Annotated in this window: 11 protein-coding genes; 7 read left to right on the top strand and 4 right to left on the bottom strand. The window is 64.1% G+C overall.

Annotated features, from left to right (window positions below):
- Positions 1 to 18: 18 nt before the first annotated feature.
- The 3 genes from FXB41_RS02270 to FXB41_RS02260 all read right to left on the bottom strand — a co-directional run bounded on the left by FXB41_RS02270 (position 19) and on the right by FXB41_RS02260 (position 2,517).
- On the bottom strand, positions 19 to 228 hold the full coding sequence (locus FXB41_RS02270) for a hypothetical protein (RefSeq protein WP_219679148.1): 210 nt from the start codon (positions 226 to 228) through the stop codon (positions 19 to 21).
- 14 nt (positions 229 to 242) lie between these two features.
- Complete coding sequence (locus FXB41_RS02265; RefSeq protein ID WP_219679146.1) at positions 243 to 416, bottom strand: hypothetical protein; 174 nt, start codon at positions 414 to 416, stop codon at positions 243 to 245.
- Between the two features lie 700 nt (positions 417 to 1,116).
- Positions 1,117 to 2,517, bottom strand: coding sequence for a TAXI family TRAP transporter solute-binding subunit (locus FXB41_RS02260; RefSeq protein ID WP_376707475.1), 1,401 nt, complete (start codon positions 2,515 to 2,517; stop codon positions 1,117 to 1,119).
- A gap of 257 nt (positions 2,518 to 2,774) precedes the next feature.
- On the opposite strand from FXB41_RS02260, the gene FXB41_RS02255 reads away from it, so the two are divergent.
- The 3 genes from FXB41_RS02255 to FXB41_RS02245 all read left to right on the top strand — a co-directional run bounded on the left by FXB41_RS02255 (position 2,775) and on the right by FXB41_RS02245 (position 6,611).
- Positions 2,775 to 4,400 (top strand): amidase family protein, encoded by a 1,626-nt coding sequence (locus FXB41_RS02255; protein WP_007597771.1) that lies wholly within the window; start codon positions 2,775 to 2,777, stop codon positions 4,398 to 4,400.
- 106 nt (positions 4,401 to 4,506) lie between these two features.
- Complete coding sequence (locus FXB41_RS02250; RefSeq protein ID WP_219679144.1) at positions 4,507 to 5,661, top strand: acyl-CoA dehydrogenase family protein; 1,155 nt, start codon at positions 4,507 to 4,509, stop codon at positions 5,659 to 5,661.
- Between the two features lie 206 nt (positions 5,662 to 5,867).
- Entirely contained in the window at positions 5,868 to 6,611 is a 744-nt protein-coding gene (locus FXB41_RS02245; protein WP_219679139.1) for a hypothetical protein, read from the top strand.
- Between the two features lie 53 nt (positions 6,612 to 6,664).
- Here FXB41_RS02245 and FXB41_RS02240 read toward each other — a convergent pair whose 3' ends face one another.
- Positions 6,665 to 8,827, bottom strand: coding sequence for a putative bifunctional diguanylate cyclase/phosphodiesterase (locus tag FXB41_RS02240; protein ID WP_219679138.1), 2,163 nt, complete (start codon positions 8,825 to 8,827; stop codon positions 6,665 to 6,667).
- A gap of 468 nt (positions 8,828 to 9,295) precedes the next feature.
- Here FXB41_RS02240 and mepA point away from each other — a divergent pair, with 468 nt between their 5' ends.
- The 4 genes from mepA (at position 9,296) to modA (ending at position 12,098) form a co-directional block, all read left to right on the top strand.
- Entirely contained in the window at positions 9,296 to 10,240 is a 945-nt protein-coding gene (mepA, locus tag FXB41_RS02235) for a penicillin-insensitive murein endopeptidase (RefSeq protein WP_219679136.1), read from the top strand.
- A 178-nt stretch (positions 10,241 to 10,418) separates the two neighbouring features.
- Positions 10,419 to 10,628, top strand: a complete 210-nt coding sequence (locus FXB41_RS02230; protein WP_007597777.1) for a TOBE domain-containing protein — start codon at positions 10,419 to 10,421, stop codon at positions 10,626 to 10,628.
- A 1-nt stretch (position 10,629) separates the two neighbouring features.
- Complete coding sequence (locus FXB41_RS02225) at positions 10,630 to 11,133, top strand: hypothetical protein (protein ID WP_219679134.1); 504 nt, start codon at positions 10,630 to 10,632, stop codon at positions 11,131 to 11,133.
- Between the two features lie 179 nt (positions 11,134 to 11,312).
- Positions 11,313 to 12,098 (top strand): molybdate ABC transporter substrate-binding protein, encoded by a 786-nt coding sequence (gene modA, locus FXB41_RS02220; protein ID WP_219679132.1) that lies wholly within the window; start codon positions 11,313 to 11,315, stop codon positions 12,096 to 12,098.
- Positions 12,099 to 12,103 lie beyond the last annotated feature (5 nt).

The raw sequence follows: 12,103 nt of genomic DNA, 5'->3' as shown, positions 1-12,103 counted from the left end.
CGGGGATTTCCTCGAAGGTCATCCGCCCGAATTTTCCGCGCCGACGGCGTTCTCGCTCTCCGGCACCGTCAGCCGGACGGAGTGACCCTGCCGCATGGCAAGCGATGCCGCCGCAACAGCCGCCTCGAAAGCGGCTTCCTTGGTCTGGTAAGTGTTCCTGATTTCACCATCGTGGTCGACGTGCCATGCACCATCCCTGCCAACAATATCATAGGCTGCGATGCCCATAATCTATCCCTCCTTCATGCGTCCGGCGTCGCCTTCGACGCCTGGGTGCTGCTCACCGGGTCCGACGCCGGGAAACTGTCCTTCAAGCCCTTTTCCAATTCGTCGTCCTTGGCCTTGTCGCGTCGGATGCCACGCTTGAGATCTTCCGCGTTCTTGTCCGGCGGCGCCGGATCGAATTTCTCGGTCATGCAAGTGTCCTTTCGCTACCTCAAACGCCTGGAGCTGATGACCGTTCCTCCGAAGGAACCGACGCAGTGGGGGTTTGCTGTTGAATGGCACAACCAGAAAGCGCGCGCAGCACAGTGCTCCTTCATCTCGGTTGCATCTTCTGCTACAACACATCCTGGGATAGCATGACGCATCCCTGCGATCAGGAGAAGGCAATGAAAGCTTCGGTTTTAGCGTTAGGGGGTTTGATCATTTTGTCGATCACATCAGCGAACGCAGCTCCCAAAGCCACGGCCGCCCCGACCACGGCAGCCAGCCCGGTCGCATGTTCCACCTCGGGTGGCGGCTTCGGGAGCTACCCGTCAGGCTGCCGAAACGGAGCAAACTTTAAGTCCTACAATGAATGCAAGGAATCAGGCGTCAAGCGCGGCTGGAGACACGAAGACATGGCGTGGTACTGCAGCGGTCTGGGACTGCAATAGCGAGGGGTCATTGCGCTTTTCACGGAGCGAACCCGGCGCGCCGACTGGAGCAGGATGGGTTGAGCTCTTGCGAAACCCATCGCTCGACGAGCGCAGTCTAGAAGTTTGATGGGTTTCGCTTCCGCTCAACCCATCCTACGAGCTTTCTCAGTCACCGCTGAGACCTTCTACGCGGCATTGGATTGAGGGCGGCGCGCTATCGATTGAGCGAAGCTCAAGATACCAAAGCCAGTATCGCCTAGCGCCGCGCAGCGAGCACGTTCGAAGGAGGGGTTTGCAACGCTGCGCGCCTCTCACTGAGGGCATGGTCGAACAGTTCGAGCACAAGGCCGAAGGCTGCCAGCTCCTCCTCCTCGATGGCGCCGTCATCGTAGCAGCCAAGCGTTTCCTCGATGATGCTGTCAACCTCCTGCTGCATGGCCAGCAGTTCGTGGTCGAACTCCGCGGTGCGCACCTTGGAAACCAGGGCCAGGATTCTGTTGCGATGGCTGGTGTTCTCGTCCCTTTCGTCCCGATTCAGATATTGACGCAACCAGGCGCCGGCCGAGCCAATGCCGGAGAGAAGCAGGAGCGCAAACCAGAAATAGTCGCCGTACCTGTCGAGGAAGGTGCGCTCGGTCCCGTCGATCACCGCCGCCGCTCCCCGGTGAACCGGCAGCTCGGCTTCCTTCTCGGTGTCCGGCTTGGTGATTTGCGCAGCGCCAGGCACCTGCCTGGCAATTGACTGGCGGAGGGCGAATTGCTGTCGGTAAAAGGCTGACACTGTCGTCTCGGACAAGGCTTTCCGTGCGACGATCAAATGGCTGACACTGACGGTCTCCACCTTGTCATCCGGCCGGGCTGGATTCGCATTGAAAATGCTTGGCGGAATTTCCTCCGATTCATAACGAGGATGCTTTAGGGCGATGGCTTCCGATGCGTCGATCGCGAGAAATTTCGGCTCGCCCCGCGTCCGGGCGGTCGCGGCAATCGCGTCGGCGGTTATCTTGCTGTCGAGCGGACCGACCGCCATGAAGGCGTCGAGGCTCGGGTCGCGCGCCAGCTCCTCGAACTGGCCCGTGCCGAATTGAGTGACCGTGACCTTGTCCGGCTCCACACCGGCGGCGCTCAGGATCACCCTCAGCAACGCGGCGTTCGCCGGGGTCGCGCCGATCACCCCCACCTTGTGTCCCGCGAGATCGGCGACCTCCTTGATTTTCGCCGCCGGCTTTCGCTTGGAGCCCTTGCCCGCCGGTCCCGAAGAAGACCACAGCACGACGAAGTTCTTGCGCAAGATGACGACTGTTTGCGCGTCGGCGGGCATTTCCAGATCGCCGCGACCCACCGCAAGGTCGACCTTGCCGGCACCGAGCAGAGCGAGAGCTTCGGCCGCTCCGGCGGTCGTGATCGGAGACAGCCTCACGGTCCTGCTCTCGTTGATAAAGGCCTCGGTCATCGCCTCGATCACTTTGTGATCGTTGCTTCCCGGCGGTCCGACGGCAATCCGAAGAGTTATCGGCCGCAGCGCGTAATACAATGTACCCGCAGCGGCACCGAAAACGAGAAATCCGATGGCTAAAATCAGCAGTAGGGTCTTCGTCTGTCTCCGCCCTCGGCGGGCTGCGTCACCGCGTTTCATCGGAGCATCAGACGAGGACATTTGCCGCTGCCGGTTGGAGGTCAAAATCGCTGCCTGTTTCGGAACAGTATCATGCTCTTCTGGACAACGATAATGTCCGAGCAGCACCAATAGTTTCTTGGGGCCGGCGTGAGCTCTTCGAGCTTGCGCCATCATCTCCGATTCCGCACTTCACGTAGTGATTGCCGGATTGACGCCACACCACCTTGATCCTCCTCTGCAAATAGATCACCATCGCGCGATTGACCGCTCACGGCAGAATGGGCGAGGAAACGCGCATGTCCGAGCTTCCTGGAGCTGGCCTGACTGAACGGACGCCGTCGGCACCGACCATGCAGATGCTCGCGCACGCGCCGATGAGCGACATCGTCGATGCCCTGGCCGGCGGGCGGATCACCGCGAGGGCACTGGCCGAATTCTATCTTGCCCGCATCGCGGTCTATGACCGCGATGGGCCTAAACTCAACTCGGTCCGCGCGCTCAATCCCGATGCGCTCGCGGGCACGCTCGACGGCACGAGGCCGTCGGTCCAGCGGCCGCTGGCGGGCGTACCGATCCTGCTGAAGGACAATATCGCGACCGGCGACGAACAGCCGACCACGGCGGGCTCGCTGGCGCTCGAGGGCGCGCACGCCAGGGATGATGCCACCATCGTCAAGCTGCTGCGGAGCGCCGGCGCGGTGCTCCTGGGCAAGGCGAACCTGACGGAGTTCGCCAACATGCTCGCGATCGACATGCCCTCGGGCTATTCATCGCTGGGCGGGCAGGTGAAGAACCCCTACTCACCAGGCCTGATGGACGAGCACGGCATCCCGGTTCTGACCCCAGGGGGCTCAAGCTCGGGTTCGGCCGTCGCGGTGGCAGCCGGACTGTGCGCGGCCTCGATCGGTACCGAAACCTCGGGCTCGCTGCTGTTTCCTGCCAGCCTGAACGGACTGGTCACCGTGAAGCCGACGGTCGGGCTGATCAGCCGTGCCGGCATCCTGCCGCTCGCGCACAGCCAGGACACCGCCGGGCCTATGACGCGCACGGTGCGCGATGCGGCGATGCTGCTGAATGTGCTGGCTGCCAAGGACCCGCTCGACCCAGTGACGCAAGCGCAGCGGCGCCCGGCCGACTACACCGCCGGCCTCGCGTCGGACGCCGTTAAGGGCGCGCGCATCGGCGTGCCGAGCGACCCCGCTGACCCGCTGAACGATTGCTATTACGGCAAGCTGCTGCCCGACAGGTTCAAGCTGATGACCGAAACGATCAAGACGCTGGAAGATCTCGGCGCCGTCATCGTGCGCGCCAACATGCCGACGCTCGGCTGGATCGGTGGGCCGGGCACAACTATGGCGGTGCTCAATTGCAATCCCCTAAGCAGCCAAAAAGGCACGGTCGTGCGGCCGCCGGTCGTCTTCCTTTACGAGTTGAAGAGTGATCTTAATCTCTATCTGAGGGACTGGGCCACCAATACTGACATCAAGACCATTGCCGACGTCGTGGCCTTCAACAACGCGAACGCGGGAAAGGCGCTGCGCTTCGGCCAGGACTTCTTCCTCGCCGCCGACCTGACCAGAGGCGACTTGAGCGAACGCGTGTACAAATCTGCACGTGCCATGGATCTGCTCTCCGCCAAGACGCACGGTATGGACGCCTACATGAACCGGCACGAGCTCGACGCCGTGCTATTCCCAGGCGCAACTGGCGCGGCGATCGCCGCCAAGGCGGGCTATCCCAGCGTCATGGTGCCCGGCGGCTTCATCTCGGGAACGTTCGACGGCAAAGACACGCCTGATTATCCGCTCGGCGTCACCTTCGCAGGGCGCGCCTGGAGCGAGCACAAGCTGCTGCGTCTGGCGTATGCCTTCGAGCAAGCAAGCAACGCTCGCAAGCCGCCGCCGGGCTTGCCCGCGCTGTGATGTCATCCGCGTGCGCGCGAAATTGCGCGACAGCTTGATCCTCCCTGCCAGATAGACCACCATCGCACCACTTACCGCTCACGGCAGAAGGGGCGAGGAAACGCGAATGAACACTATTTCCGGCGTCGATCTGGGCGAACGCGCCCGCGCCGTCGCGCCGCTCATCGCGGGCGAGGCTGACGATATCGAGCGGACGCGGCGGCTGACGCCGGCCGTCGTCGACGCGCTGATCGAGAACGGGCTCTATCGCGCGCTGCTGCCGCAGAGTCTTGGCGGCGTCGAAGCGCCGCCGGAAGCCTTCATGCAGATGCTGGAGGAGATCTCGAAAGCGGATGCCTCCACCGCCTGGTGTCTCGGCCAATGCAGCGTCTGTGCGATGATCGCGGCCTCGCTCGACCACGACACCGCGCAGGAGATCTTCAACACGGCGCCGGGCATCCTCGCCTGGGGCGCAATCGCGCATGAGGCGCGGGCGGTCGAGGGCGGCTATCGCGTCACGGCGCGCTGGGATTTTGCCTCGGGCTCGCGGCAGGCGAGCTGGCTCGGGGCGCATGTCCGCATCGTCGGCGCTGACGGCACGCCGCGGAAAAATGCCGACGGCTCGGCGGAGGTGCGCACCATCCTGTTTCCGGTCGCCAGCGCCGTGCTGCACGACGTCTGGCAGGCGATCGGGCTCGCCGGCACCGGCACCGATTCCTACGAGGTCGCCGACCTGTTCGTCCCCGAGCGCTTCACCGCGTTTCGTGACGTGCCGTCCGCGCTACGCGAGCAGGGTCCACTTTACAGGATCGGCACCGGCTCGACCTTCAGCCTCGGCTTTGCCGCGGTGTCGCTCGGCGTGGCGCGCGCCACGCTGGATGCCGCGATCGCGCTGGCGCGCGGCAAGCATCAGTCGCTGGCGGCCAGCGCCATGCACGACAACCCGGCGGTCCAGGGCCTGATCGGCCGCACCGAGGGCGACCTGCGGGCCGCGCGCGCCTATCTCTATGCGACGGCAAGTGCGATGTGGCGCGATCTCTGCGCGACCGGCGCGTTCGGCGCGGCGCATCGGAGCTCGGTTCGCCTCGCCGCGACCTGGACCATTCACCAGTCGGCCAAGGTGGTCGACACCGCCTACCACATGGCCGGCGCCACGGCCGTATTCCGCAGCAATCCGTTCGAGCGCCGCTTTCGCGACATGCACGCCATCGCCCAGCAGATCCAGGCGCGCGACACGCATTACGAGGATGTCGGTAAGATGATCCTTTCAGGGGACCGCTGACGTCGACCAGTTGCGAAAGTGCACGCACGCTGACCTATATTGAGTTCGCCATCCGGCGTCTTCGTCGCTGAACCTTGGTGAATTTTCTCCGACTAATTTCTATAGCTACAGGACGACGGCTTTTCCGCCGTGACCGCGCCGACCATATGGAAGCGATAATTCCGAATTGTTTTTAGCGCGCGGCATTTGCGCAAGAGAGGTCCGTTATGGGCCGAACAGCTGGCAGGAAAGTCAGTTGCCATGCCATTCAGGGTCATGCGCCGGGATGGCACCATGGTGGCATCCTCTTTGTTGCCACCCTCTGCACTCTCCTGTTTGCGAGCGAAGCCGTGGCGCAATGCTCGGCGCGAGACGTCCTGCGGAATCAGCTGAAGCTCAAGCAGGCGCCGTCTGATCGGCCGCAAGTCCCAATCAAATCCGCCGTCGATCTCCCCGCGTGGAAGACGATCAGGATCGGGACGTTTGCAAACTTCTTCGCCCTCAGTAACGCTTTGGATGCGGCAGGTTGTGGCATCGGAAACTCGGCCGGCGAAATTCTCGCGCGGCCAACGTTTACCGTTAGCGCCACGAAAACGAGTGTAGAGCTTTTCACGGTGTCGGCAGCCGAACTGGGCTTTCGGACCGACACGGCGTTGCTGGCGGACATCTATGCGCGCGCCAAACAATTGGGTTTCGGCCTGGCGGCTGCAGAAGTCGGACCACAACTGAGGCTTCAATATTTCGACCAGCCGATCGGTGAGTTTCTCATCATCGGAATGGAGCCAATCGGGACCTGGCAGGGCGCGCCCGTCATCTTGAATGTCGCCAATGGCGGCGCGGGACTCATCCTCATCGGCCAGGATGGGAGTGCCGAGGCACAGATCCCCGCGGCATCCCGGTTCGTATTCGTGCGGTCCCATGAAACCGCTCCTGCCGAGGAGCAAGAGGCCGTAACACTTGTCGGTCGGTGAGCTTCCAGGTTTGGGCATGTCGAGACGCGAGACAACAGGTCAGCATCCTAACTCTAGGCCACCAGCGCGGCGTCTTCCTCGGCACCGTCGATGCCGCGCTGCGCGGCGAGCAGGCTGATGATCTCGGCATTCGGCCGGGCCTTGCTGAACAGAAAGCCCTGGCCTTCGTCGCAGCCTTCGGCACGCAGGCAGCTCAGCTCGGCTTCGGTCTCGACGCCTTCGGCGGTGATGGTGACGCCGAGGCCTTTGCCGAGGCTGACGATGGAGCGGATGATCGCCTGGGCCTCGCGATTGGCGCCGAGATCGCGCACGAAGGACTGGTCGATCTTGATCTTGTCGAAGGGGAAGCTGCGCAGATAGCTCAGGCTGGAATAGCCGGTGCCGAAATCGTCCATCGAGATGCGCACGCCGAGCGCGCGCAGCGCATGCAGCGTCGCCAGCACCTGGGCGCTCTTTTCCAGCAGCAGCGTTTCCGTGATCTCGAGCTCGAGCCGCCGCGGCGGCAGGCCGGAATGCTTCAGCGCATCCGTCACCACCGAAAGCAGATTGCCGCTGCGGAACTGGAGCGGCGACAGGTTGACGGCGACGCGGACGTCGTCCGGCCAGGTCGCTGCGTCGTGACAGGCCCGGCGCAGCATCAGGCCGCCGAGCGGATTGATCAGCCCGGTTTCTTCCGCGACCGGAATGAACTCGGCCGGCGAAACCATGCCGCGCTCGGCATGCGGCCAGCGCACCAGCGCCTCGAAGCCGGTGATGCGGCCGCTCTGGAGGTCGATCAGCGGCTGGTAATACGGCCGCAGCACGTCGTTCTGGATGGCGTCGCGCAGCTCGACCTCGATCTTGCGGCGGGTCTGCGCTTTCGCATCGAGCGCCGCCTCGAAGAACGCGAACGAGCCGCGCGCATCCAGCTTCGCGCGCGACAGCGCCATGTCGGCGCTCTTGAGCAGCTTTTCGGAATCGTCGCCGTCGCCCGGCGCCATCGCGATGCCGATGGAGGCGCTTATCACCACGGAATGGCCGTCGAGCAGATAGGGATCGGCGATGGCTTCGAGCAGGCGCTTGGCCAGCAGCACCGCATCCTCGGGACGCGTCAGGCCGCTCTGCACGATCGCGAACTCGTCCGAGTTCAGCCGCGCCAGCGCGTCGTCCTCGCGCAAGGACGAACGCAGCCGCTTGGCGACGCCGCGCAGCAGCTTGTCGCCGACCGCGTGCCCCAGCGTGTCGTTGACCGCCTTGAAATTGTCGAGCCCCAGCATCAGCAGGGCGACCTTGTCGGTGCTGCGCCTCGTATGCAGCAGCATCTCGTCGACCTGCTGGCGCAGCAGATTGCGGTTCGGCAGACCGGTCAGCCCGTCATGCTGGGCCATGAAGGCGAGCCGCGCCTCGGCGCGCTTGCGCTCGGTGATGTCCATCAGCGCGAGCAGCACCGCGGGCCGCTCGGCATAGGTCAGTTCGCGGGAATAGATCGCAAGGTCGATCAGGGCGCCATCGGCCTTGACGTGCTTCCAGGTGCGTCCGGCCTGCTCCTCACCGGCCGAAGCGGCGGTCCAGGGCGGCTCATTGTCGAAAGCCTGAAGGGAACGGATCGTCAGCCGCTCGAACTCGGCGCGGCTATAGCCGTAATGGGCGACCGCGGCATCGTTGACGCCGAGGATGCGCTCGTCGTCCAGCGCGCAGACGATCATGGGGACCGGATTGCCGTCGAACAGCAGCCGGAACGAGGCCTCGCGCTGCTTCAACTCGGTGATGTCGACGCGCAGGCCGACGACGCCGCCGTCCTCGGTTAGCCGCTCGTCGATTAGGATGACGCGGCCGTCCGCCAGCTTCTGCTCGTGGCGCGAGCCGGGCTGATAGAGCTTTTGCAGCCGCTCCGCGATCCATTCTTCCTCATGGCCGGCAGCTTCGGGATAGTCGCCGCGGGCGACGCCGATGCGGAGCGTGTCCTCCAGGCGGGCGCCCTCCTCGAACAGATCGGCGGTCTTGCTGTAGATCTCCGCGTATTGCTTGTTCCAGAGGACATAGCGGCCCTCGGCATCGAGAAACACGATGCCTTGCGGCAGGATGTCGATGGCCTGGCGCAGGCGCTCATGGGATTTGCGCGCTTCCGCGATCGCAGCCTCGGCACGGCTGCGCAAAGCTTCGTCGCGTTCGGACGGAGGATGAGGGGCGCGCGCAAAGCGCGGCTTGCGCGGGTGCAGGCCGGACCTGCCAAGCACGCTTCCCTTTCGCTTTTTTGGCTTTCGAAACCCCAAACTCAACTTCACTCGCCCCAGTCGCGCCCAGCCACCGCAACTCTTGGGGCAAGTGTCTGAAAAAAAGGTAATCTTGGGTGGCATGGCGGTGGGACGCACGGTCTGGCAGTCTCGAAAAAACAGCCCTCATTGCCCGTTTGCAAGGCGCGGCAGTGCCGATGGGCGCTCCAGGCGCATCGCATTGTCGTCATCGGAGAACGAGATGGCGCAAAATTGCGCGCTGCCTTGAATCATTTCCGCGATCGCGCGCGATTGCATGCAGAAGGGAGTGAGCACGCGTCCCGCGCACGAATTTTGGTCAATGCATAAGAGGGTTATCGCGTCGTTAAGAATCGGCCGGCCGACGCTGCGGAACTGCGACTTTTGAACGAGATTTCATCTGCTGGACTGTTCCTTAACCCTGACGCGGTGTTGGGCTATAAGAATGTCAACATGAGTCCCCGCCGCCTCGCCCCTCTCCTGCTCGTCATGACGCTCCTGGCCGCCGGCGACGCGCTGGCCCAGGACAAGGGCAGCATCAACCCAAAACCGCTGCCGCCGCTCGCTAATCCGAACGATCCGAGTATTGGTGCCAAGGAGCTGTTCGCGCGAAAGCTGCTGCCGTCGAAGGGACCGGCGCACGTCATCGGCTCCTATGTGAAGGGCTGCATCGGCGGCGCCGAGCAGATGCCGCTCAATGGCGACAATTGGCAGGTGATGCGGTTATCGCGCAATCGCAGCTATGGTCACCCCGCGATGATCGCGCTGATCAAGCGGCTTGCGGCGAGGGCGCACAAGGACGCGGGATGGCCGGGCATCCTGGTCGGCGACATCGCCCAGCCGCGCGGCGGGCCGGCGCTGTCCGGCCATGCCAGCCACCAGATCGGCCTCGATGCCGACATCTGGCTGACGCCGATGCCCGACCATCGGCTCTCGCGCGAAGAGCGCGAGGACATGTCGGCGGTGATGATGGTGCGGCCGGACCGGCTCGACATCGATCCGAAGGTGTTCACGCCGGGGCATGTGCTGGTGCTGCGCGACGCGGCGCAGGAGCCGGCGGTGCAGCGCATCTTCGTCAATGCCGCGATCAAGAAGGCGCTGTGCCGCGAGGCCAAGGGCGACCGTTCCTGGCTGTCGAAGATCCGGCCGTGGTGGGGCCACGACTACCACTTCCACATCCGCATGCACTGCCCGGCGGGCGCGAGCGACTGCGAGGGCCAGCCGTCGCAATCCGAGGACGAAGGCTGCAAGCCGTCCGATCTCGCCTACTGGTTCAGCGACGGCGTGCTGCACCCCAAACCCCCGCCGGAGCCACCGAAGCCGAAACCGCCGATGACGCTGGCGCAGATGCCGGCGGCCTGCAAGGCCGTGCTGCACGCGGGCAATGCGAAGCCGTAGCCGGTCAGGCTGTAACAACTTCGTCAGCGGCTAGTCCTCGGATCTCCAAATGCGTTAGAGTGCGGCGCTGCCCTGCCGTAAGCGGGTCGGCCCTGCCGGGATGCAATCCCGCCCTCATCAACCAAATCCCTCCTCACGCGTGCGGCTTCGTCGCGCGCGCCAGCCATTGTGAGAGCCCATGCGCATCAGTGCACGCAACCAGATCAAGGGAACGGTCATCGAAGTCACGAAGGGCGCCACGACGTCCCACGTCCGTGTCGACATCGGCAACGGTACGATCGTGACCTCCTCGATCACCAACGAGGCGGTCGACGACCTCGGCATCAAGGCGAAGGGGCAGGTCACGGTGGTGATCAAGGCCTCCGATGTGATGATCGCGGTGGACTGAGATGCGCATCCCTCTGCTGCTTGGATTGCTGTTGCTCGGTATCGCGCCCACCTTTGCGGCGGAAGAACCCAGCGGCTGCGACAAATTCAAATGGTCGATCGAGCGCGAGCGCGCCGCGCTGACCGCGCCCGACGGTGTCAAGATGGCATCGGGAAGCGAGCAGGCCGCGTTGCCGTCGTCGGCCATCACGCTGGGGCTGGTCGCGTCCGCGGAGGCAAAACTGCCGACGCCTCCGGAGCGCGCGCCAAAGGACGGCACATTTGCCGGCTTCACTGGCATCAAGGCCCCGAAGGCCGGGCTCTACACGGTCAGCCTGTCCTCGGGCGCGTGGGTCGATTTGGTCCAGGACGGGCATGCCCTCAAGCCCGTGGCGTTCAGTGGCGCGACCGATTGCGACGGCATCCGCAAGACCATGAAATACGAGCTGTCGGGCCAGCCCGTCGTGCTCCAGGTCAGCGGCGCCAAGGACAATTCGCTCTCAATCGCCATCCTACCGGCGCAATGAGCCAAGCGGTCGCCTTTGACCTGAGGCCCTGGCCTGCTATCTTCGAGAGTAGCGATATCCCTGCCGGCCGTAAGCCGCCGCCGGGACCCGTGGAACAGCGCTTCCGCTCGTCGCTCAGACCCACCAACGCCGGATCTGCGCGTGCTTCTTGCGCGCGCGATCTCGCACGGAGCGCATCCATGATTCGTATTGCCGGACTTTTCACCGCTTTCGTGATCCTCGCGGGCGCGGGCCTTTCGCCTGCCGCCGCCGAGGACAAGACCATCACCGTGTTCGCGGCAGCCTCGATGAAGAACGCGCTCGACGAGGTCGACGCGGCCTACACCGCGAGGACCGGCGTCAAGTTCAGCGTCAGCTATGCCGCAAGCTCCGTGCTCGCCAGGCAGATCGAGCAGGGCGCGCCGGCCGATGTGTTCGTCTCCGCCGACACCGACTGGATGGACTACGCGATCTCCAAGAAGACCATCAACGAGCCGACCCGGGTCAATCTGCTCGGCAACAGCATCGTGCTGATTGCGCCGAAGGATTCCAGACTCGACAATGTCACCATCGCGCAGGGCTTCGACCTCGCAAAACTCGCCGGCGATGGCAGGATCGCGACCGGCGACGTCAAGTCGGTGCCGGTCGGGAAATATGCCAAGGCGGCGCTGGAAAAGCTCGGCGCCTGGCAGGCGGCGGAGCCGAAATTCGCCATGGCCGAGAGCGTGCGTGCCGCGCTGACGCTGGTCGCGCGTGGCGAGGCCAATCTCGGCATCGTCTATTCCACCGATGCCAAGGTCGAGCCCGGCGTGAAGATCGTCGGCACCTTCCCGACGGATTCGCATCCCGCGATCATCTATCCCGTCGCTGCGACCACGACAGCCAAGGGCGAGACCAGCGACTATCTCGCCTTCCTGCGCTCGACCGCCGCCAAGACCATTCTGGAAAAATACGGTTTCAAGTTCCTGATCAGCCCCTCCACTTAATTTTG

The sequence above is a fragment of the Bradyrhizobium canariense genome (assembly GCF_019402665.1).
Lineage (GTDB): Bacteria > Pseudomonadota > Alphaproteobacteria > Rhizobiales > Xanthobacteraceae > Bradyrhizobium > Bradyrhizobium canariense.
This window is presented reverse-complemented; position numbering and strand designations above follow the sequence as displayed.